Origin of the sequence: Pseudoruegeria aquimaris (genome assembly GCF_900172235.1) — a bacterium.
Lineage (GTDB): Bacteria > Pseudomonadota > Alphaproteobacteria > Rhodobacterales > Rhodobacteraceae > Pseudoruegeria > Pseudoruegeria aquimaris.
Map to the genome: position 1 here is coordinate 13,058 of NZ_FWFQ01000031.1, position 20,459 is coordinate 33,516.

18 protein-coding genes and 1 tRNA gene are annotated in these 20,459 nt (G+C 65.9%); 9 read left to right on the forward strand and 10 right to left on the reverse strand.

Going from position 1 to position 20,459, the window contains the following annotated elements; translation table 11 throughout:
• Position 1: 1 nt before the first annotated feature.
• Positions 2 to 868: a methylenetetrahydrofolate reductase [NAD(P)H] gene (gene metF, locus PSA7680_RS16290; protein ID WP_085869747.1), complete on the reverse strand. Its 867-nt coding sequence runs from the start codon at positions 866 to 868 to the stop codon at positions 2 to 4.
• Positions 869 to 965: 97 nt separating this feature from the next.
• On the opposite strand from metF, the gene PSA7680_RS16295 reads away from it, so the two are divergent.
• Together PSA7680_RS16295 and PSA7680_RS16300 are read left to right on the forward strand one after the other, a co-directional pair.
• Complete coding sequence (locus PSA7680_RS16295) at positions 966 to 1,871, forward strand: LysR family transcriptional regulator (protein ID WP_085869748.1); 906 nt, start codon at positions 966 to 968, stop codon at positions 1,869 to 1,871.
• Between the two features lie 105 nt (positions 1,872 to 1,976).
• On the forward strand, positions 1,977 to 2,765 hold the full coding sequence (locus PSA7680_RS16300) for an inositol monophosphatase family protein (RefSeq protein ID WP_085869749.1): 789 nt from the start codon (positions 1,977 to 1,979) through the stop codon (positions 2,763 to 2,765).
• A 3-nt stretch (positions 2,766 to 2,768) separates the two neighbouring features.
• Here PSA7680_RS16300 and PSA7680_RS16305 read toward each other — a convergent pair whose 3' ends face one another.
• Both PSA7680_RS16305 and PSA7680_RS16310 read right to left on the reverse strand, forming a co-directional pair.
• On the reverse strand, positions 2,769 to 3,131 hold the full coding sequence (locus PSA7680_RS16305) for a GFA family protein (RefSeq protein WP_085869750.1): 363 nt from the start codon (positions 3,129 to 3,131) through the stop codon (positions 2,769 to 2,771).
• A complete protein-coding gene (locus PSA7680_RS16310; RefSeq protein WP_085869751.1) occupies positions 3,128 to 3,874 on the reverse strand; it encodes a rhomboid family intramembrane serine protease in 747 nt (248 codons plus the stop codon). The genes PSA7680_RS16305 and PSA7680_RS16310 overlap by 4 nt, the downstream gene beginning before the upstream one ends.
• Positions 3,875 to 4,131: 257 nt before the next feature.
• Between PSA7680_RS16310 and PSA7680_RS16315 the strand changes: the two genes are divergently transcribed.
• Positions 4,132 to 4,217: transfer RNA gene (locus PSA7680_RS16315), tRNA-Leu, on the forward strand.
• 295 nt (positions 4,218 to 4,512) lie between these two features.
• On the opposite strand, the gene PSA7680_RS16320 is transcribed toward PSA7680_RS16315, so the two are convergent.
• Together PSA7680_RS16320 and PSA7680_RS16325 are read right to left on the reverse strand one after the other, a co-directional pair.
• Positions 4,513 to 5,772, reverse strand: a complete 1,260-nt coding sequence (locus PSA7680_RS16320) for an HlyD family secretion protein (protein ID WP_085869752.1) — start codon at positions 5,770 to 5,772, stop codon at positions 4,513 to 4,515.
• A gap of 26 nt (positions 5,773 to 5,798) precedes the next feature.
• Positions 5,799 to 7,763, reverse strand: a complete 1,965-nt coding sequence (locus PSA7680_RS16325) for an ATP-binding cassette domain-containing protein (protein ID WP_176244167.1) — start codon at positions 7,761 to 7,763, stop codon at positions 5,799 to 5,801.
• 255 nt (positions 7,764 to 8,018) lie between these two features.
• Between PSA7680_RS16325 and PSA7680_RS16330 the strand changes: the two genes are divergently transcribed.
• The 5 genes from PSA7680_RS16330 to modC all read left to right on the forward strand — a co-directional run bounded on the left by PSA7680_RS16330 (position 8,019) and on the right by modC (position 13,994).
• The gene (locus tag PSA7680_RS16330) at positions 8,019 to 9,650 is read left to right on the forward strand and encodes a DUF3131 domain-containing protein (RefSeq protein ID WP_245824699.1); all 1,632 of its coding nucleotides are present in this window, start codon (positions 8,019 to 8,021) and stop codon (positions 9,648 to 9,650) included.
• On the forward strand, positions 9,650 to 11,317 hold the full coding sequence (locus PSA7680_RS16335) for a hypothetical protein (RefSeq protein WP_085869755.1): 1,668 nt from the start codon (positions 9,650 to 9,652) through the stop codon (positions 11,315 to 11,317). Before PSA7680_RS16330 ends, PSA7680_RS16335 begins: the two co-directional genes overlap by 1 nt.
• Before the next feature lie 160 nt (positions 11,318 to 11,477).
• Positions 11,478 to 12,203, forward strand: coding sequence for a molybdate ABC transporter substrate-binding protein (modA, locus tag PSA7680_RS16340; RefSeq protein ID WP_245824701.1), 726 nt, complete (start codon positions 11,478 to 11,480; stop codon positions 12,201 to 12,203).
• Positions 12,200 to 12,907, forward strand: coding sequence for a molybdate ABC transporter permease subunit (modB, locus tag PSA7680_RS16345; RefSeq protein WP_085869757.1), 708 nt, complete (start codon positions 12,200 to 12,202; stop codon positions 12,905 to 12,907). Before modA ends, modB begins: the two co-directional genes overlap by 4 nt.
• The gene (modC, locus tag PSA7680_RS16350) at positions 12,894 to 13,994 is read left to right on the forward strand and encodes a molybdenum ABC transporter ATP-binding protein (protein ID WP_085869758.1); all 1,101 of its coding nucleotides are present in this window, start codon (positions 12,894 to 12,896) and stop codon (positions 13,992 to 13,994) included. The genes modB and modC overlap by 14 nt, the downstream gene beginning before the upstream one ends.
• Positions 13,995 to 14,017: 23 nt before the next feature.
• Here the strand turns inward: modC and PSA7680_RS16355 are convergent, their stop codons facing one another.
• From PSA7680_RS16355 to PSA7680_RS16370, 4 genes are read right to left on the reverse strand one after another with little or no spacing between them, the layout of a single operon-like run.
• Positions 14,018 to 15,343: a DUF3131 domain-containing protein gene (locus tag PSA7680_RS16355; protein ID WP_085869759.1), complete on the reverse strand. Its 1,326-nt coding sequence runs from the start codon at positions 15,341 to 15,343 to the stop codon at positions 14,018 to 14,020.
• A gap of 37 nt (positions 15,344 to 15,380) precedes the next feature.
• A complete protein-coding gene (locus PSA7680_RS16360; protein WP_176244168.1) occupies positions 15,381 to 17,039 on the reverse strand; it encodes a glycosyltransferase family 2 protein in 1,659 nt (552 codons plus the stop codon).
• A gap of 8 nt (positions 17,040 to 17,047) precedes the next feature.
• Complete coding sequence (locus PSA7680_RS16365; protein ID WP_085869761.1) at positions 17,048 to 18,445, reverse strand: hypothetical protein; 1,398 nt, start codon at positions 18,443 to 18,445, stop codon at positions 17,048 to 17,050.
• A complete protein-coding gene (locus tag PSA7680_RS16370) occupies positions 18,438 to 19,589 on the reverse strand; it encodes an acyltransferase (protein WP_176244169.1) in 1,152 nt (383 codons plus the stop codon). Before PSA7680_RS16370 ends, PSA7680_RS16365 begins: the two co-directional genes overlap by 8 nt.
• Before the next feature lie 175 nt (positions 19,590 to 19,764).
• On the opposite strand from PSA7680_RS16370, the gene PSA7680_RS16375 reads away from it, so the two are divergent.
• A complete protein-coding gene (locus PSA7680_RS16375; protein ID WP_085869763.1) occupies positions 19,765 to 20,271 on the forward strand; it encodes an OmpA family protein in 507 nt (168 codons plus the stop codon).
• On the opposite strand, the gene PSA7680_RS16380 is transcribed toward PSA7680_RS16375, so the two are convergent.
• Positions 20,268 to 20,459 (reverse strand): transposase (locus PSA7680_RS16380; protein WP_217808310.1); only part of this gene is annotated, 192 nt, incomplete at its 5' end. The two genes, PSA7680_RS16375 and PSA7680_RS16380, sit on opposite strands and share 4 nt — an antisense overlap.

The following is a 20,459-nucleotide window of genomic DNA, read 5'->3' on the forward strand; positions in this document are numbered from 1 at the left end:
CTCATGCCACTTTTTCGAGGCTCACGTCCGGGGTGATGCCGAGGGCGTGGCAGACGTCGCGGGTCAGGTGGGGGCGGTTGAGCGTGTAGAACTGAAGATGCTCCACGCCGCCCTCGATCAGCTCGGAGCAGAGCTCGGTGCAGAGGGCGGTGGCGAGCAGCTCTTCGCGCCCGTCGCGGATGGCCTTTTCGAAGGCGTCATCCAGCCAGGCCGGCACCGAGGTGCCGCAGCGGGTGGCGAAGTTGCGCACGCCCTTCCAGCTGTGGATCGGCAGGATGCCGGGGATGATCGGCGCGTCGATGCCGGCCTTCTCGCAGGCATCGCGGAAGCGGAAGAAGGTCTCGGCTTCGAAGAAGAACTGGGTGATCGCGGAATCCGCGCCGGCGTCGATCTTGCGCTTCAGCCAGTCCACGTTGGCCTGCACGCTTTCGGCCTCGGGGTGCTTCTCGGGGTAGGCCCCCACGTGCAGCTTGAACTTGCCCGTCGCGGCCAGCGCCTCGACCAGCTCGCAGGCATTGGCGAAGCCCTCGGGGTGCGGCGTGAAGCGGCCTTCGCCCTTGGGCGGATCGCCCCGCAGCGCCACGATCTCGGTCACGCCGGCTTCGGCATAGGCTTCGGCGATTTCGAGCGTTTCGGCGCGGGAGGCGTTCACGCAGGTCAGGTGGGCGGCCACGTTGAGACCGTAGTGGGTGTGGATCGTCTGCACGGCGTCATGGGTCAGATCGCGGGTGGTGCCCCCCGCGCCGTAGGTGACCGAAACGAACTCCGGCGCCAGCGGCGCCAGCATCTGCACCGTTTCCCACAGGCGGAAAGAGGCATCCAGCGTCTGCGGCGGGAAGAACTCGAAGGAGATGCGGGGCGATGTCATGAATGGGAATCCTCGTTGGCGTTGCCAGCCTTTTCGCATTTCGCTAACAGTGAAACAAATTCATAATTCTCATCATCAATATGAGGTTGATTGCAGTATGCACCTGGAATTCCGGCATCTGCGCACGATCAAGGCGATCCATGAAGCCGGCGGGCTGGCCCGCGCGGCGGAGCTTCTGCACATCACGCAATCCGCGCTGTCCCACCAGATCAAGGGCCTTGAGGATCAGGCGGGGGTCGAGCTGTTCATCCGCCGCTCCAAGCCCATGCGCCTGTCACCGGCGGGCATGAAGCTGCTGCGGCTGGCCGAGAAGATCCTGCCCGAGATCGAGGCGCTGGAACAGGATTTCGCCGGGCTGCAATCGGGCCGTTCGGGCCGGCTGCACATCGCCATCGAATGCCATGCCTGTTTCGAATGGCTCTTTCCCGTGCTCGAAGAATTCCGCAAGGCCTGGCCGGACGTGGACGTGGACATCCGCCCCGGCCTCGCCTTCGACGCGCTTCCCGCGCTGCAGAAGGAAGACGTGGATCTCGTGGTCTCCTCCGATCCGGAGAAGCTCGACGGCGTGGAATTCTCGCCGCTGTTCGACTACGAGCCCGTTTTCGTCGCCTCCGCGCAGAACCCGCTGGCCCAGAAGCCCTTCGTCGTGGCCGAGGATTTCCGCGAGGAAACGCTCATCACCTACCCGGTGGACCGCTCCCGCCTCGATGTGTTCACCGAGCTTCTGACGCCCGCCAAGGTGGAACCCAAGGCCATCCGGCAGGCCGAGCTGACGGCCGTGATCCTGCTCCTGGTGGCCTCTAACCGCGGGGTGGCCGTGCTGCCCGACTGGGTGGTGCGGGAGGTGAAATACAATTCCGATTATGTCACCCGGCCGATCACCGAACACGGGCTGACCAAGCGGCTTTACGCGGCGATCCGTTCCGATGACGCGCAGAAGCCCTACATGGCGCACCTGATCCGGCTGGCGCGCACCGAGCCGGTGAAGCTGCAGCGGATGTGACGCTGCGGCAGGCGCAAGCCGGCCTTGCAGCGGGCGCAGCGCGGAAGGCTTGGCAAATCCGCATCTTCGGCGTATACGCGCGGCCTGACAAAGGAGCGCCCCCCGATGCAAGGCAGTGCCAATCTCAACGTTATGATCAAAGCCGCCCGCAAGGCCGGCCGTTCTCTGGTGAAGGATTTCCGCGAGGTCGAAAACCTCCAGGTCTCCATGAAGGGGGCCGGGGATTTCGTAAGCCGTGCCGACGTGGCCGCCGAGGCGATCATCAAGGAAGAGCTCATGACGGCGCGCCCCAACTACGGTTGGGTCGGCGAGGAAAGCAAGCCGATCGAGGGCGCGGATCCGACCCGCCGCTGGATCGTGGATCCGCTTGATGGCACCTCCAACTTCCTGCACGGGCTGCCGCATTGGGCCATTTCGATCGCGCTTGAGCACAAGGGCGAGATCGTGGCCTCGGTGATCTTCGATGCCGCGAAGGACGAGCTGTTCTTCGCCGAGAAGGGCGCCGGTGCCTGGATGAACGAAAGCCGACTGCGCGTTTCCGGCCGCCGTTCGATGATCGAATGCGTGTTCGCCACGGGGCTGCCCTTCGGAACCCGCCCCGACCTGCCCGAAACGCTTCAGGATCTCGCCCGGCTGCTGCCGGCCTGCGCCGGCGTGCGCCGCTGGGGCTCCGCCGCGCTGGACCTGGCCTACGTGGCCGCCGGCCGCTACGACGGCTACTGGGAGCGCTCCCTGCATGCGTGGGATGTCGCGGCCGGCCTGCTGCTGGTGAAAGAGGCCGGCGGCCTCGTGGAGCCGCTGCGCGAAGACGGCAACATTCTGGACGACGGCGAATTGATCTGCGGCAACGAGGCGATCTTCAACCAGTTCGCCAAGGTGATCCGCAACGCCTGATCGCTACCGGTCGGAGGGGTGGTTCACCCCGTCCGACCACGGAATCTCACCCAGTTCGGAGGGGTTCACCCCTTCCAGTGCCCCCACGTTCACCCCGTATTCCTCGGGGTTCGAGCGCCTTTGGTGGTGGGTGTAGATGCCGCAGGTTCTGCAGAAATAGTGCTTCGCGGTGCCCGTGCCCCATTGGTAGAGCGTCAGGTTGTCCGCGCCGCGCAGGACTTCGATCCCGTCCAGCGGGGCCGAGGCCGCGATGGCCCCGCGCCGCCGGCAGAAGGAGCAGTCGCAGCGGCGCATGGTGTTGAGACCGTCGCTCAGGCGCACGCGCAGTTCCACCGCGCCGCAATGGCAGGTCAGGGTGTGGGTCATCGTCGTCTCCTTACGGTGGGTATGCGGCTCGGGCTGAGGCTGTAGCTCGCCTCCGGGTGGGGCGGGTGGCCGCCGTGCCTGCGCCAGTAGGCCGGGCCGCCGCGGTTGAGCCAGAAGGGCAGCAGCGCAACGAAACCGATGGCGAAACCGCCGGCATGGGCCCAGTAGGCGATGCCGCCGCCCGTGATGTCCGTCGCGATGCCGTTGAACAGCTGCAGCCCGAGCCAGACCCCGAGCACGACCCAGGCGGGGATCGGGATGATTTTGAACACCACGATGAAGATGAAGAGCACGTCCACCCGCGCCTTCGGGTAGAGCAGCAGATACCCGCCCATCACGCCGGCGATCGCGCCCGAGGCCCCGACGGTCGGAATGCCCGAGGCGGGGGCGGCAAGCACGTGGGCGAAGGCGGCCGCGACCCCGCAGAGCAGGTAGAAGAGCAGAAAGCGCAGGTGCCCGAGCGTGTCTTCGAGGTTGTCGCCGAAGACCCAGAGGAAAAGCATGTTGCCGGCCAGGTGCATCACGCTGCCATGCAGGAACATCGATGTCAGCAGCGTGTGCAGATCCTGCCCGGATACGATCTCACCCGGTCGCATGGCCCAGCGGTCATAGAAGGCCGCGGTGGCGAAGGGATCCGCCAAGAGGCCCCAATAGCCAAGGAAGATCAGCACGTTGGCTGCAATCAAGGCGAGGGTGACGACAGGCGGCCTTTGCGAGGGGTTGTGATCGCGGATCGGAAACATGCCCGGACGCTGCCCGAGGCCGCATGATCGGTCAAGCGCGATCCGCGCTGACGCCCGGCCTCGCGCCGCGCCGGCGCGCGGCGCAAAGGATGTGCCTCACGATTGGGGGGAGGGCAAGCGATGGTGCCCCTCGCCGGGGCCCGCACGAAGAGGGCTGGGGTCGGGCAATCCACGCGATGTGGCTTTAACATCCGGGGCACGAAAGCCGGTTTACACTGCCGGAGCGTTGGCTATTGTCGCCCCTGTTTGCACCTTCCGCGGGCGTGGTGGAATGGTAGACACAGAAGACTTAAAATCTTCAGGCCGCAAGGCCGTGCCGGTTCGAGCCCGGCCGCCCGTACCAATCAAATCAACGTCAGAGAAAAAGCCGCCAGCAGGCCAGTTTGCGGCCCGGTTTGCGGAGCGGTTTTTGCCGCGGTCGGCCCGTTCCGGAAAAGATCAGGGCAGCGTGTGGCGGCTGGCCTATGCGTCGCAGCGATCTCAAGCCGGATGCTCCAATCCTGCCCAGTGGGGAGGCCATCGGGGCTGGCCACGGGCGAAAGCGCATCCATCATCTGCCTTGGCCTTGTGCGAGCGTCGCAGCCGTTGTTCATCCCGCGCGCCCCCCGGGGGGCTTCGCCCGCCTTGTCCGCCGGCCTTCAGAAGGCAAAGCGCAGGAGGCCTTCGGCCCAGCCGAGCCTTTCGGTGGTGCCCTGGATCAGATCGCCAAGGGGAACGGGCGCGAGTTCCACGGTGATGTGGCTGGCCGAACCTTCGCCGGCAAAGGCGAGGCCCTTGTAACGGTTGGCCATGCGTTTGATGCTGTCTTCGCTGAGAGCCACGGTCGCGATGACCGTGTTATCGCTTTCCGTATCGCCTGTAGCCTCACCATCGGACATCGGAAGGAAACCGGAGATCGTGCCGGTCAGGGGCAGGCGCCCGTGCATCGCGCCCATCGGCACGATGCGCACCTGAGCGCCGGCAGGGATGTAGACAGCCTCGCGTTCGCTGATGCGAAAGCGGATGTCGTAGGCCTGGGGATCCGGGTGGGACAGGCGCATCAACGGCAGATCTTCGCTGGGTGCGGCAAGTGCCGAACGCGTCCTGACGCCCTGCGCCTCACCGTCGGAAGGAGCCGTCAGGCGCGGGGATTCAAGGAAACGCTCCATCAGGCGCAGCTGGCGTTCCGCGGAGCGGACCGATTCGCCAAGAGCAGCAAATTCTTCCGCGATTTCAAGGCGGCGGCTCTTCAGCTCGGCTTCGCCCTCTTCAAGGAGACGGCTCCTGGCGTCTTCCAGATCGGCGATCTCGGTGTCGGCCTCTATGGCAGCCTTCGCAAGCGCTTCCCGCTCGGAGATCGGCAGCTCCGGGTTGCGCGCCGCCTGCACCAGCAGCTTCTTGCGCCGTTGGGCAATTTCGACCCGGGTGTCCAGCCGCTGCGCCTTCGCCGCCAGCTTGTCTTCGAGGGCCTGGATCGACTGATCCGCTTCCTCGCAGCGCCGCAACGCGGAGAGAAGCCGGAACGGTGCCGTGGAGCCTGCCACGCCCTCACTGGGCGGCACGCGTCCGCCTGGCCGGCTCAGCTGGCCGAAGCAACGCATCAGTGCGCGATCCGCTTCTAGGCGAAACCGGGCTTCGCTGATGGCACTCTCCAGCTCTTTTCGGTCGACGAGGGCCACTGTCTCCCCCTTTCGGACGGTATCGCCGTTTTCCACGAGGATCGTCTGCAGCGGCACGCCGGCGGGCAAGGTGACGTAGACCGGGGCGTCCACCGGTTGGAGGGCTCCGATGTACTGCCCGGTGTCCGCGACGCGGATGCTTCTGGTCTCGGTCCAGGCAAAGTGGGCGCCGGCCGCGACCAGCGCGAGGGCTGCGATGAGCATGACGAGGCGGAAGGGTCTCAGCGGTGCGCGTGGCATGGGGCGCTTTCCTTTCCGAACGGCCATCAGACGCGCGTCGCCGCCCCGACGGGGGGAGCCATGCGCGGATCATAGGTTTCGATCTGGACGGAGATCGTCCGGCGGTCACTGCTGATGCGCTGATCGAAGCTCAGGCTGTGGCGCAGGATTTCCACGAGTGGGTCGCGGTTCAGCACTTCGCCGGACTCCTGAAGCCGGCTGCGGGCGTTCTCGATCTGGGCGTTGGAAATAGCGGCCCCGGTGTCGGACATCTCGAGCTGGCAGAACCCTTTGAAGTGTTTGAAATCGAAACGGATCCTTTCTCGTGTGCCCCCCTTGGCCTCGCTTGCGCTGAGCGCCAGAAGTTCGCTGCCCACGACGCAGGCCTTGCGGCGATTGCCTTCGTCTCCACGACGGCGGAAGTGGCTGCGAAGCCAGAGGTGCAGCGCATCTTCCGCGTCGAGCGTGTTTTCCGTCACGAAACGGGACCAGCCTTCCGCCATCCGGCTGCGGATCTCCTGCGCCGGGCCCACGTCCATCAGCCGCCCGCCCTCAAGCACGATCATGCTGTCGCAGAGTTCCAGAAGTCCGCGGTTTTCCGTCGCCACCAGGAAGCTGCGCCCGGCGCGGCGTTCGGTGCGGATACGTTCGGCCAGGGCTGCAAGCAGCCGCTCCGATGCGCCATCCTCGGGGCGATCCATCAGGTAGAGGCCCGGATTCAGCAGGAAGGCCCGGGCGAAGGCCAGGGCCTTCTGTTCGCTGGCCGAGAGGCGCGACGCGTCTTGGGCCGCGAGGATCCTGTCGGCCGCGTCGGCGGAGTAGACGAGCTGCTCCAGCGCCTTTCTTGCGCGCAGGCCGAGCGCCTCACCGGAGAAGCAGGTCAGATTGTCCTGCGCGGAAACAGGCAGGATCAGCGGCGCGGCGGGCAGGTGGACGCAAGGTGGTTGAACCTCGATCCGGCTGCGCTCCCAGAGGTCCTCTTCATTGTAGGACGCGTGGCCTGCCACGGAAAGCCCGGACAGATCCTGAGGCGCCGCCAAGGCTTTGAGAAGGAGGGATTTCCCTGCGGCAGAGGAGCCGATGAGGCCGGTCACGCTTCCGGGCGGAAGGGTGATCTCGATATCCCGCAACAGGGCGCCTTGGGCAGCTTCGGATACGGTCAGGCGGTGTACGCGCAGCCCGGCCGGGCCGCTAGCCTGCTCTTCTGTCTCGGGGAGGGGGATGCGTTCGATCTGCGCCGGTTCGGGCAGTTTCTCTGCCTCGGCTTCGGGCCAGACGGGCTTCGCGCTCGCCAGAACCGCCCAGATGACGATCAGCAGAAGGCCCGGCATCGCCGCCGTTGCAACGATCTGCTGCGCCATCAGCCAGCTTCCGATGGCCAGTGTGACGAGGAGCGCGACGCCGGTGGAAAGCGCGCCGGGGGCCGCCATCAGGCCGAAGGGGCGCGGCGCTTTGCGCGCGAGGGAAAGGCCGGTGTCATCGCGGCCGGAAAGGACCGACGCCGCTTCTTCCGACGTGAAGTCCCAGGGGGGTTCGGCCAACCGAAGCGCCCGGGCAGCGGCGGGAAGCGCATGGTTCAGCCCGATGCCTGCAAACACGCCCAGCCCCAGAAGGGGGTGAACGGCGGTGAGCGTGACGCCGATGAGCAAACCGATCAGCGCCCTGGCGCGGGCCTCGTTGCGCTGGCGCGTGTACTGATAGCCTGAAAGTGCGCGGCCGTGGGCAAAATCCAGGATCACCAGCCCAAGAAGGGGCGCGGTGCCGAGGAGCGCGAGCGCCAGCGCGGCGTGCAACTTGCGCTGCTCGGCGACGATGTCCTGGAAGAAGATTGCAAGAATGGCGATGGACAGCCAGCAGGCCGCCGAGGTGGCGGTAAAGATAAAGGAAAGCGAGGCAGCCCATCGCGGCAACGCCCTGTCGGCAACGCGCAGCGGTTCGAAATTCGTGGCCGCGCTCGCCTTCTCAGAGGCATCGGCCTTCATCTTGTCTGTTTGCTGGGCGATTCTGCTCATGGTCGGCCGCTCCGCTGGTTGAGGCATGAGGCAGGGATAGAGCGGAAGGGTAAACATTCCCTTTTCATCAGGCGGGCCGCGAAAGCATTCAATTTTAGCGATTTCGCGCGGACTTCGTGGCCCGGTTTATGCGCTTGTTAACAATGCCGCCGTTAGAACACCCACGACTGCGAGTGTATCTCTACAAGAAGGAACTGCGCCATGGCGGGGATGAAAACATCAAGAAAGTCAGCTGGCTATGGTGTTTTTGTACTTGTGCTTGCCGCTCTGTTCCTGACGGCGGCCGCCGCAGGCATCGGAACGCGGGCGCGTGACATCTTGCTCTACCAGGAAGAGGAAGTGATCCCGATCATCGCCGGCAGCGAGTTGGACAACATTCCCGCACTCATGCGCGGCAACATGCCCGTGCATACCACCAGCCTGATCCGCGGTGAGACGCCGCGCAGCAAGCCGCCCCGAATGTGCGAGATGGACCCGGATTACTTCGAACGTCTCGATCTCGATGTGCCCTTGAAGCCCGGCTATACCCGCCACAATGAATACATCCGCCCCTACAAGGCGCGCCGCGGGTTCCTGAGCGAGCGCGAAATGCGGGCGGCAAGGGTTGCTTGGCATTATTTCGAAAAGTATACGCAGGAGAGCACCGGCCTTGCCAACAGCGTGGGCAATTTCCCGTCCACGACCTTGTGGGATACGGCCAGCTACATCAGCGGTCTCGTCGCTGCCTACGAGCTTTGCCTGATCGAAAAACCGGAGTTCGATGTCCGCATTCTGCGCCTGCTGACCACGGTGAAGGATCTCAAGCTTTTCCGCGGCGAGCTGCCGAACAAGGTGTATCACACCAAGACGGGGGAGCAGGTCGATTATACCAACAAGCCCGGTGAAGTCGGTTTCTCGGCGCTCGACATCGGGCGGTTCCTCGTCTGGATGCGTATCCTGAAGAACCGCTATCCCTATCTCGGCAACTCGGTGGATTCGATCCTTCTCAAGTGGGATTTCCGCAATGTGATCGATGACGAGGGGCTGCTGCACGGTGCCTATGTGGACAAGGAAACCGGCGAGACGGTCTATGCCCAGGAAGGGCGCCTCGGCTACGAAGAGTATGCCGCCAAAGGCTTCGCGCTGTGGGGGTTTCGGCCGCTGCTCGCCCATCGCGCCGAACCCTTTCTGACGGCAAGCATCTACGGGGTGGCCGTGCCCTATGACGGGCGCGATCCGCGGATCTTCCATTCCCAGAACTACGTCGTCACCGAGTCCTACCTGCAGGACGGTCTCGAGCTCGGCTTCGATCTACCCCACGACGACAGTTCCCACGAACGCGTCCATTCCGACGGCTGGCGGGCGGAGTTCGCCGACCGGATCTACCAAGTGCAGGAGAACCGCTGGCGCCAGACCGGTTTCATGACCGCGCGCAGCGAGCACAACGTGAAGGGCCCGCCGTATTTCACCTACGATACGATCTTCTCGGATGGCTACCCTTGGAACACCGTGACGCCACGGGGGGATTTCTCGCCGGATCACGCGGCGATCGCCTCCAAGGCCGCCATGGGGCTGTGGGCGCTGTGGGATACGCCCTACACCGACGAACTCTTCAATGCGGTGATCGAACTCTACGATCCCGAAAACGGGATGTATGAAGGGCTCTACGAGCGCGGACAGGGCAAGATCGAGATCTTCACCGCCAACAACAACGGAATCATTCTCGCGGCGTTGCTGCACAAGGTGCAGGGCCCGATCCTCACGCCCTATCGCGGGGAAACCGAGGTCTGGTACACCGCCTACCGCGATCAGGACATCCGGGAACGCCGCCACTATCCCGATCCGCCGCGCGAGGAAGATTGGCTTCCCGCCCTTCGCCACTCGGTGCAATCCAAGGAGGATTTCTGATGAACTGCCCGTCCAAATTCGCCCTCGTTGCCGGGCTGGCCTCCGTGCTTGCCCTGTCTCCCCTCGCGGCGCAATCCCCGACAGCCGAGGATCCGGCAGACAAGTTCGACTCCGAGAATGCGATCCTGGATACTTCGCTTCTGTTCGCTATCGGCGCGCAGGAAGCCCGGCAGAGCCTGAGGGGCAGTTTCGGCTGGCCCACCTTCCAGGAGGGGCTCGTGGAAGGCGTGTATTTCCGTTTCGACCCGGATGGTTACGCAAGGTTTTCTCCGGCGCCGCGGCTCGATACCGACGTATTCGAGGTGATCTGCCGGCCCCGGACCTACAGTTGCATGGGGCGCAAAGGGGCTCTGGCCATGTTCCTGAACGCCCGCGGTCAGTTGCAGCTCAAGATCGACGGTGTCGCGGAAGGCGATACGTTCCACATTGCCGAAGGCGTCACCGAGATCGAGCTGCCGCCGCGCATCCTGCAGCCGCTCGACAATCGGTTCGAAGCGCTTTTGATGGCGGGCGGCGAACTGGTCGTGCGGCGAGGCGGCAAGGAATTCGAGCGGATTTCTCTTGTCGGTTTCTCCGCGGTGGCGACCTATCTTCGTTGGGTCATGGCCCGGCAGGACTATACCGTTTTGCCGCGAGGCTGGCCGGTGCCGAACTCGCGCGCCAGCCAACCGGGCGGGATCACCCAGGCGGCCTCCTGGCAATCTCCCATGCCCCAGCCGCAAGCCGTCCCCGTTGGGCCGGCCCTGTCGGTGGAGCCGATTGCGGCGATGGCGGCTTCCGAGCCGAGCCGGCAGGAAGATCTTGCGGAGGTCAAAAGCGAAATTGCCATGTTGCGGGCTCTGCTTGAGGAAAGCCGCGCCGGCGCGGCGGCGCAACGTCAGACCGTGGCGTCAGGCGCTTCCCCCGAAATCGGCGATACGCTTCACGTCCCGCTTGGGGAAGTGGGTGCCCTGGAAGAACGGATCGCGCGGCTCGAAAGCGCGATGTCCTCGTTCGAGCAGATGCTGGCGGGGCGTGGTGCATCGGCTCTGCCACCGTCCAGTGAGGCCGCGGATCCACTGGTGGCGCCGACGGACATCGGCGCCGCTGGCGCAGCCGCGGCCTTTGGTGCCGATCTCGAAGAAAGTAGCGCCCCGGCAACCGCTGGCCCGCGCACGTCCGAAGTCGAAGCTTTTTTCAATCGCAGCCTCGGGCTGGAACCTTCGGAGCGGCGGGTCGCGCCCGAGGCGGGCGGTATGGGCAGCCTGAAGCAGACGCTGGAAATGGATTATGACGTCCCTCCCGATGTGGCCGATATGATCATGGAGTTGATCGCCGGCAAAGCCGCGCCCGCACAAATGGCCGACGAGCCGGCGCTGCCGCCCGCCGCCGGTCAAATGGCGGGCGATCCCTTCGCGCCGGCGGATCAGGAGATGATCGATCTCTTCCGCACCCGCGAGGTCGATCGCATCCTTGCCGAACTGGACGACACTCTGCCGCCGGAGGAAACGCCCCTTTCGGAGGAAAGCATCCTGCTCACCCAACCCGTCACTTCCCAGTCTGGAGCGCTCCGGGTCGTCTCGGCCGACGCCGAGGTCCGGGAAGGCGAGGGGGGGCGGGCCCTGCCTACTGAGGACCTGCAGGAGTATCTGACGCTTTCAGCCTACTTCAAATCGGTTTTGAACTGATACTGCGGGCCCGGCCTGTTTCGCGGCATCGTCGGCTTTCCAAGTGGCGTCAAGCCAGTATAACGGTGTTGGAAACCATCGCGGAAAGGCGTTTCTTCCCATGCGCTTGCCAACACTCCTTTGCAGAGGTGCGGCCCGGGCAGCCCGAATGGCACTGAGTGTGCTCGCCATCGCCTTGGCGATGGCAGGCTCCGGGGCGGCGGAGCCGATCCGGGTCTTTGCGGCAGCCAGCCTGAGGGATGTGCTGGATGAAGCAGCGCATCGCTGGGCGGCGCGGGCTGGCACGGAGGTCGTGCCGGTCTACGCCGGCAGCGGAACGCTGGCACGCCAGATTGCGGCCGGCGCTCCCGCCGATCTTTTCATTTCCGCCAACACCGCGTGGAGCGATTGGGTGCTGGGGAAGCTGAACAAGCCCGCGCCGGTTCGTTCGATCGCCGGCAACAGGCTTGTGATCGTCGTGCTGGCTCCGGGCGGAAACACCGGTGAAGAGAGCATCACGCCGGCGCTTTTTGGCCCTCGGATCGCCATGGGGCTCGTGGAAGCCGTGCCCGCTGGGATCTACGGAAAACAGGCGCTGGAGGCGCTTGGGCTTTGGCAGGAACTGGCGCCCCGAGTCGTTCAGGCCGACAACGTTCGCGGCGCACTTGCCTTCGTGGCCGCGGGGGCGGCGAGTTCCGGAATCGTCTACCAATCTGATGCGGCGGCTGAGTCGCGGGTGGCCGTTGCCGCTCGCTTCCCTGAAACGAGCCACGAGCGTATCGTCTACCCGGCCGTTCTGCTGGAGCCGGATCGCGCCGGCCCGTTCCTCGAGTTCCTGTCATCGTCTGAAGGCCAGGCCCTGTTTGCGAGCTTCGGCTTTCTCCCGGTGCAGGCTGGCTCGGGATGAGCGGCTTGGGAGCGGAAGAATGGCAGGTCGTCTGGCTGTCGCTGAAGATCGCCGGCGTCGCGACGCTGTTCAGCCTGCCCCTCGCAATTCTGACGGCTTTCGCGCTTGCGCGGGGCCGGTTTCGCGGCAAGGCGCTGTTGAATGCGATCGTCCACTTGCCGCTCGTGCTGCCACCCGTCGTCACCGGCTATGCATTGCTGTTGCTCTTTGCGCCGAATGCTCCCCTGGGGGCTTTCCTTCAGGACCAGTTCGGGCTCACCCTGGCCTTTCGATGGACGGGGGCCGCCTTGGCCGCGGGCATCATGGCCTTTCCGCTCATGGTGCGGGCGATCCGTCTTTCTCTTGAAGCCATCGATCCCGGCCTTGAAGTGGCGGCGGAAACCCTGGGCGCCGGGCGCGGGGCGGTGTTTGCCACGATCACGCTTCCGCTGATGCTGCCCGGCATCCTCGCGGGGCTCGTGCTCGCCTTCGCCAAGGCCTTGGGCGAGTTCGGTGCAACGATCACCTTCGTGTCCAACATCCCGGGCGAAACCCGCACCTTGCCGATCGCGATCTACAGCTACCTCCAGGTGCCGGGGCAGGAGGCCGCAGCGCTTGAACTGGCCTACGTGGCCGTGGCGATTTCGCTGGCCGCGATCCTACTGTCCGAGTGGATATCGGCCCGCGTGGCCAGGCGGCTCGGAGGCCAAGATGCTGAACGTTGACATCCGCCATGACTTCCCGGCCATCCGCTTGAACATCCGCTTTGAAGCGCCGGAGGGCATCACCGTTCTGTTGGGGCGCTCCGGTAGCGGAAAAACGAGTGTCATCAACGCCGTGGCCGGCATCCTCCGTCCGCGGGAAGGGAAGATCAGCCTCGGTGAGCGCGTATTGCAGGACAGCGCAAGAGGTGCTTGGCTGCCCCCGAGGGAGCGCAACCTCGGCTATGTTTTCCAGGAGTCCCGGCTGTTTCCCCATCTGAGCGTGCGTGACAACCTGCTCTATGGCGCGCGGCGGCGCGGGCTCGGCATTCCGGCCGAGTTTCAGGAGTTGCTGCAGCTGCTGGACATCGCCCAGTTGGTCGACCGTCGCCCAGCGGGGCTGTCCGGCGGCGAGCGCCAGCGCGTTGCCATCGGGCGGGCCATGCTTGCGCAGCCGCGAATGCTGCTGATGGACGAGCCGATGGCGGCGCTGGACGAGGCGCGCAAGGCCGAGTTGCTGCCTTACATCGAGCGGTTGAGCAAAGGCCGGAACGTGCCCGTGCTCTACGTGACGCACAATATCGCTGAAGCCGCCCGGCTGGCCGATACCATCGTGGTGATCGACGGCGGGCAGGTCGCCGCGTCCGGCCCGGCTGGAGATATCCTCGCCGATCCCGAGGTCGCTCCGGTGCTTGGCGTGCGCGCTGCCGGGGCAATCGTTCAGGGGCGCGTGGTGCAGGTGCATGGCGACGGGCTGACCGAAGTCGCGGTGGATGGCGGACGGCTCTACCTGCCGGGGTGTGACGCCGCGCCGGGTGAAAGCATCCGGCTTCGGGTAGAAGCGCAGGACGTGATGATTGCGCTTGAACGGCCTGTCGGGGTCTCTGCGCTCAATATCCTGCCGGTCACCGTGAGCGCGGTGAAATCCGGGCAGGGCCCGGGCAGCCTGATCCAATTGGCAAACGGCGGGATGCGCCTGCTTGCCCGCGTCACCAAGCGCAGCGAGGCTGCACTTGGCCTGCGTGTCGGTCTGCCGTGCTACGCGGTTCTGAAGTCCGTCTCCGTGGCGCGGGAGGGGCTCCATCGCGTGGGCGGCGACAGGCCGGGATAGGCCGGCGGAAGCCGGTGCCGCGATCAAATGCGCCCCGGCGGAACCAGCGGCCCGAACATCTTGTAGTGCAGCGCTTCCAGGATGACGGCATTCGTGTTCAGGGTCAGCGCCGTGTTGGGGCGGCTGTCGGATTCGTAGATCCCGGCCAGCCAGCCGGAGGGCGTGGCCGTCTTGGCCATGACTTCCGATTTGACCTGTTCGGCGTAGGGGGCGCCCAGGAGGGCCTCCCAGCCGAACGCCGCCTTCAGCGAGACGCTGCGAAGGGCATCATGCCGGCTGCCGTCTTCGGCGAGAGCAACCCAGGGCTCGCCATTTCCCAGAACGGCGCCATAGAGGAAGAACGGCGCTTCGTCCACGTGATCCTCCGACAGCATCGTCAAGGTGCCAGTGCGCAGGTGGCGGGACTGCATGGCGCGGAAAATCTGCGAGGCCTCGCGCCAGGCGTCGTCATCCCAGCCCATTTCCAGCCCCATCAGAACGAAGGGTTCGCTCAAGGTCGTGGTGATGGCGTCGAAACGGTGATGGCTGCGGCGATCGGCTGGAACCGGGATCCCCTCGACCTCCGTCCACCTGACGACCCCGGCAGCCGAAGCCGCCCGGCTGGCGCCGAGGCCGGCCGTCATCAGCGCGCGGGCGGCATATTGCTCATAGCCGAGGCGCCCTTCCTGCAGGCGCAGGCTGGCGCCGGTGTCCGGATCGCGCGCGGCCCCGACGAGGGTGCCGTTCTCGACGAGGGCATCGAAGGCCCATCGTTGCGTCGCGGCATCGATCTCCGGCGTGAGGCGCGGGGCATGCAGCCGCAGCGCCTTGAGGGCGGCCACGACACGGCCGAGATCGATCGCGGACCAGCCGACGCCGCCTTCGGTGGCCGCGTTGGTGTAATCCACCATCGCCAGCGAGCGGGTGTCATAGGCCTTGTTGGGCAGGAGCCCTTCGAAGAGCGGCATGGTTTCGAGAGAGGACAGCAACAGGCGCGCACGCCGGTCGAACTCGCTGTCCTCGACGAGGCCGAGCCGGTTGGCCGAGACCAGGGCGAAAATGTAGGAGCCGAGATCCCACAACGTGGCCGACGGGTAGCCGTCCACGGCGTTCACGAAGCCCGTATCCCATTGAGTATTGGCCGCGACATAAGCCCAGGCCGTGCGCGCGGCCTGCATGTCCGCCTCGGTAAGGGGGAACTGCTGCGCGAGGGGGAGCGGCGGGGGAAGCGACTCGAACCCGCGTTGGGATTGCGGATCGTAGCTGAACTCGGCGGTCTGTCGCTCGATGAAGAAGGCGAGGGCCGCCGCCGCGCAGAGCCCGAGCAGGAAGGCGAGGTTGGGGCGGTAGAGGCGGATCAGGGTCTGCATGGCGTGATCTTTCCTTGCTGCTGGTCGGGGCGCATGTTCAGCGGCTCGCCTTCGGGCGCCAGAGGGCTGCGCGCGGTGCGGCGGACAGCATGTAGATGTTCCAGGAAATCCAGAAGAGATTGACGAGGAGGAACGGCAGGCCGAGGCTGCTTTGGCCAAGTGATGCCTGCCAGAGCGCGTAGGCGGCGGCGGCAAGGGAGATGCCGATCAGCAGAAGGTGGGGCCAGATGATGCGCAGAGCCTCGGAGTAGAGCGGGATCTTCGGCGTGGGCGCAAAGCCGATCTTGCGGCGCCGGATCACCTGCCAGAGGGCCTTGAGCGTCAGCGGCAGGGTCGCGATGGCGAGCAGCCGGCCCTTGCTGACATCCTGCCCCCAGCAGCCGGCGATCAGCGCAAGCTCGGTGACGATCAGCACGGGCAGCAGATGCAGGAAGAACTCGCCGATGCCGGCGCGCAAGGGGGCCGTGCCCGTCAAAAGGGCCACCACGGGCGCGGCGAGCAGGATCGGCAGCCAGAGGCAGGAGAGGTAGGACCAGAAGGTCGCGCCGTAGTGGAGCCGCGTGCGCCAGGGAAGCCCTTTTCGGATCAGCGGGTTGTCGTGGAAGAGGATATCGAGGCTGCCGCCGGCGTATTTCAGGCGCTGGGCGGCCCAGGCCTTCAGGCCCCAAGGGCTGAGCATGCGGCTTTCCACCTGCGGATGGTAGACGGAACGCCAGGGTCCCCCGGGATCGGATTGCACCAGGATCGAGGTGTAGATGTCTTCGGACACGTGATAGCGGAAGGGTTGGAGATCGCGGGCCGCGAGGGCGAACCTGCGTTCGGCAGGGGCTGCTGCCCGGGCGCCATATTCCATCAGCGCGGAGGCAAAGACGGCCTCGCGGCGGTGGATCGAGCCGGCCCCGCAGCAGAAGGATGCGTTGTTGCGGTGACGCCGGCGCTGGATGATGTCGAAAAACAGCCCCGGGTCGCAGAGAAAGACGTCCTGTTCGCCGGTGCCGTCGGCATTGGCCGGGATGTCGTAGAACCAATGGGGTGTCTGCACCCAGGCGACGGCGGGATCGCGGAAGTATCCGAGCGTGTTCTCCAGGAACCGCGGGAAAAGGCGCGTATCCGCATCGCAGATCACGAAGAAATCGCCATCGGTGCGCAGCAGCGCGTTGCGCAGGTTGCCGGCCTTGAAGCCGGTGTTGCGATCGCGGGAGATGTAGAGCGCGCCTTCGCGCTGCGCGACCGCCGCCATCGCAGGGCGGTTTCCGTCGTCCAGTACGTAAACGTTAGCCTCGCACCCTTCCGGCAGGCGCAGGGCGCGGGCGGCGCGGATCGAAAGCGCCACGATCTCGGGCGGCTCATCGTAGGTGGTGATCAGGATATCCACCCGGATCGGGCCGTCGCCTGCAAGCCCGGCCTCGGCACGGGACCGTGGGGGAGGTGCGGGCGGCGTGTCTTTCGGGGCCCAGATGTCATGGAAGAAGAGGATGCAGCCGACGTAGGCAAGGGTCTCCGCGCTCGCGACCAGAACGGAGAAGATCATTGCGTCGGGGTTGAGCGTCGCCGTCCACCGCCAGTGCAGATACCAGGCCCCGAGCCCGAGGCTCATCGCGGCAAGGAAATGCCAGAGGCGCAGGTGGCGCTGCGAGGGTGCCTGCGCGCGGGGCGGTTGCCGGTGCTCGAAGGGCGTGAAGTGAAAGCTTTCCATCGGGAGGCTCATGGCAGGGCAAGGCGGGGTTCGGCGGGCATCGGCGTGGGCTGTGTTGCCGCGGGCGCGGGCGCGCTTTCGAGCCTCGGAGGTTCGCCGCGGCTTCCGGCCGGAAGGATCGGGGTGATCGGCAGCTTCCACGCGGGGGCCGCGATGACGTTGTGCAGCTTGCCGCCGCGCGCGGTTTCGAGATGCGACATCAGCACGCTCCCCGAAACCTCGGCGCCGCGGCCGATGGTGCAGCCGGGCTCGATGATCGTCGGGCCGGCGAGGTGGGACCCGGCCGCGACTTCCGCGCCTGCCCCGATGAAGCAGGGCCCTTCGATCCTGGCCCGCCGGGAGACCTTGGCCCCCGGTTCGATCAGGATGCCGTCGCTTCGCGCCGTGCCGAGGCGTTTTGCGAGAGATGCCCGGAGCACGTTGAAATAGACGCCGCTGTTCGCGACGAGGCCGTCCGCTTCGTCGAATGCCGCGAAGCGGATGGTCTGCCCGCGGCGGATCATGTCGGGCAGAAGCATGGAAAACAGCCCCCGGCCAGGGGTGCAGGCGAGGCCGTCGAGGGCTCCGGAGGAGAAGACCGCGGCCCCGGCAAAGGCCGGCCGCTGTGCTTCGGGATCCTGCGGGGCTGCCGGCGGCACGAGGCCGGAGGCGGTGGCGAAAGTGGCGTCGGCCCCGCTAGTGCGATGCGCTTCGATCAGATCCGCCAGGGGTGGGAGGCCATGGCTGTGCCCGAAGACGACGAGCGTTTCACGGTCGAACAGGCTCAGATCCCGTTGCAGCGCCAGCAGGGCGGATCCGGCTTCATCGGGCGCATGGGCATTGTTGTAGAAGGTCAGCCCCCGAGCACTGATCGCCGCGCTGCGGGCGTGATCGCGGATTTCGGCACCGTTCGTGCCTGCATCCAGCGTGATGCCGACGAGCCCCTCGGAGACCAGGGCGCCGAGGACGCCGTGCAGCAGAGATGTTCCGAACACGGGCAGCAGGCTGAGCGGCACATTGTGAGAGGGCGGGCCGGGGTGGCGCGCGCCGGCGAGCACGAGGGCCTGCATGTCGGCAAGGCGCAGGGGGCGAAACTCGGGGCTGGCCAGGGCCGCCTTGCAATCCGGGTAGAGCGGCAGCCAATCGGTGATCGGGTGGCTGCTTTCCTCGAAGCCGGGAAGGGGCGGCAGGCCGCAGAAGGCGAGCCGGCACCGAGGATCGAAGGCGCGGTAGATTTCGAGCAGGGCGGCGAAGGTGGAAAACTCCGCGCGGCGCAGGGAGGAGAAATCGAGGATGATGCCCGCGGCGTGACTGGCGATCTGACGTGAGATCAGGGCTTCGAGCGCCGGGTAGAGCGGGCTCGGCAAGCGGCGGCCACGCAATGCCAGGACGGTGATCCCGCCGTTTTTTTCGGACACTTCAAACATGGGCGTTTCGCCTTTCTTGAGAGATGTTTGGCGTTTGTTGCCAGCGCGGGCGAGGAAGGGGGCCGAGGCCGATCGTCCATGCGAGGCTCCGGATCCGGGACAGGGCTAGGACGAAGCAACTCGTGGCGATGACGGCGAAGCCGATCTCCAGAAGGAATTCCGACGTCGGCGGGAAGGCGCTGCGGGCCGTGGCCATCTCGGCCAGATCGAGGAAGATCGGGTGGCACAGGTAGAGGCCGAAGCTGAAGGGGGCCACGCGCGACACCCGTTCCGGCCAGTGGCGCGAGGCCATCAGCATGGCGCAGAGGAACAGGATCGCGGGCATGGTGTAATCCGCCCAGAAACCGGGCAGGAAGTTGTAGTCCCAGTCGCCGCGCTGCATCACCCGCCCCATGTGCCAGAGCTTGATCGCCAGCAGGCCGAGTCCCGTTGCCGCCGCCAGCGGCAGGGCCCAGCGGGGCCATGTGCCTCGGCCATGCTTCAGGAACAGGCCGTAGAAGGCCCCGGCAAGCAGCCCGTAGCCGCCGTAGGAGAGGATCTTGACCGCGCGCAGCAGGTAGGGAAACGCGGCCCACTCCTGCGCATGCGACCACAGGTAGACGTCCGCCTCGCGCTTCAGGGCGAGCCCGACGACGAAGAGCAGGCCCAGCCAAGGGCGCGACACGGCGATGCGGTAGAGCGGATAGGCAAGCAGGATGCCGAAGAGGGTCGGCAGGAAATGCATGTGGTACTTGCTCTCGCCGAGGAGCAGAAACCGGAGCCACGTTTCCGGATCCGCGAGGCTGGCGGCATAGCCGGGCAGGTAGCCGAAGGCGGTGGCTTTCTGGAAGTTCCAGACCGCGTAGAATAGCGTCCAGAACAGGAACGGCACGAGCAGCCGGCGCGCCTGCTGGGCGATGGTCTCGGCATAGCTGCGGGGGCGGTGATCAAGGGCCATGAGCAGCAGGAAGATGGAGATCAGGAAGAAGAGCTCCGTGCGCGCGGTATAGATGAAGGCGCGCGCGATCAGGGGGAAGGCCTTCTCGGCCACGGTGGCATCGGGGTAGGGCTGGCCCGCGGCATCCGAGGAGGCATGCAGCCCGATCATGGAGACCCCGGCCGTCAGGCGAAGCGCATCGATCCAGGTGTGGCGGGCTTGCGGCATGTGGTCCTCCGGTTGCCGGTCTTGCCCCGAGGTATGCATGCGAGTCGGAAACATAGGGTAAACATCCGGCTGCTTGCGCGCAGTTGTTTGCACCTTCCAACATTCAGAAAATGTTAGGGTTTTGGAGCAACCTTGAAGGGGACCTGCCACGATTCCCGCTGATGGAGCCGCGCTCATGCCCCATGCCGATTTCCTGCCCCGGCCCGCACCGATCGTGCTGGCCCTCGCCGCCTGTCTCGCTTTCGGCGCGCCGGCGCGCGCTCAGGATGCCGCCGGGGCGTCCGTTGCCCATGATTCGCCGCCGGCATCCGCGGCAATGCGCGCGGACAGCCCGGTAAACATGGATACGGACGTGCTTTTCTTCCAATCGGGCTCGGACAGGCTCACGCCGGACTCCAGCGCCCGTCTGGAGGCCTTGGCGGACGTGCTGAAAACCGAGGTGATGGCGGGTGCCTGCCTGCTGCTCGTCGGCCATTCCGATACGGCCGGCCCGGAAGCCCTGAACATGCAGATCTCGCGCAAGCGGGCCGAGCGTGTGCGGGAGATGCTGCTTGAGCGTCTGGGGCCCGACCGGATGGAAATCGCCGTCGAAGCCAGGGGCGAAAGCGAGCCCCTGGAAGGCGAGCCCGGGGTAAGCCCGCGCAACCGCCGGGTCGTGATCTGGGCGCGCCGGTGCGCCTAGGTCGTGGACTCATAATGTCTGATCCAGAGCCTTGAGCAAGCGAGGTGAAGTGCGGCGAGGAAGTTTGCTGCGGTTTTGAAGTATCGCGTTGCGATGCCGCGGAAGTGTTTGAGACGATTGAAGAACCGTTCGACCTTGTTGCGTTCGCGGTAGAGGTCTCGGTCGACGGTCCTGACCACGCGGACGTT

Coding starts and splice junctions, on each gene's coding strand:
- PSA7680_RS16300 (WP_085869749.1), top strand. CDS start 1,977: ATGCAAGGCAGTGCCAATCTCAACGTTATGATCAAAGCCGCCCGCAAG.
- PSA7680_RS16305 (WP_085869750.1), bottom strand. CDS start 3,131: ATGACCCACACCCTGACCTGCCATTGCGGCGCGGTGGAACTGCGCGTG.
- PSA7680_RS16295 (WP_085869748.1), top strand. CDS start 966: ATGCACCTGGAATTCCGGCATCTGCGCACGATCAAGGCGATCCATGAA.
- modC (WP_085869758.1), top strand. CDS start 12,894: ATGCTGAACGTTGACATCCGCCATGACTTCCCGGCCATCCGCTTGAAC.
- PSA7680_RS16375 (WP_085869763.1), top strand. CDS start 19,765: ATGCCCCATGCCGATTTCCTGCCCCGGCCCGCACCGATCGTGCTGGCC.
- PSA7680_RS16355 (WP_085869759.1), bottom strand. CDS start 15,343: ATGCAGACCCTGATCCGCCTCTACCGCCCCAACCTCGCCTTCCTGCTC.
- PSA7680_RS16310 (WP_085869751.1), bottom strand. CDS start 3,874: ATGTTTCCGATCCGCGATCACAACCCCTCGCAAAGGCCGCCTGTCGTC.
- PSA7680_RS16335 (WP_085869755.1), top strand. CDS start 9,650: ATGAACTGCCCGTCCAAATTCGCCCTCGTTGCCGGGCTGGCCTCCGTG.
- PSA7680_RS16370 (WP_176244169.1), bottom strand. CDS start 19,589: ATGCCGCAAGCCCGCCACACCTGGATCGATGCGCTTCGCCTGACGGCC.
- modB (WP_085869757.1), top strand. CDS start 12,200: ATGAGCGGCTTGGGAGCGGAAGAATGGCAGGTCGTCTGGCTGTCGCTG.
- PSA7680_RS16320 (WP_085869752.1), bottom strand. CDS start 5,772: ATGCCACGCGCACCGCTGAGACCCTTCCGCCTCGTCATGCTCATCGCA.
- PSA7680_RS16325 (WP_176244167.1), bottom strand. CDS start 7,763: ATGAGCAGAATCGCCCAGCAAACAGACAAGATGAAGGCCGATGCCTCT.
- metF (WP_085869747.1), bottom strand. CDS start 868: ATGACATCGCCCCGCATCTCCTTCGAGTTCTTCCCGCCGCAGACGCTG.
- PSA7680_RS16360 (WP_176244168.1), bottom strand. CDS start 17,039: ATGGAAAGCTTTCACTTCACGCCCTTCGAGCACCGGCAACCGCCCCGC.
- PSA7680_RS16365 (WP_085869761.1), bottom strand. CDS start 18,445: ATGTTTGAAGTGTCCGAAAAAAACGGCGGGATCACCGTCCTGGCATTG.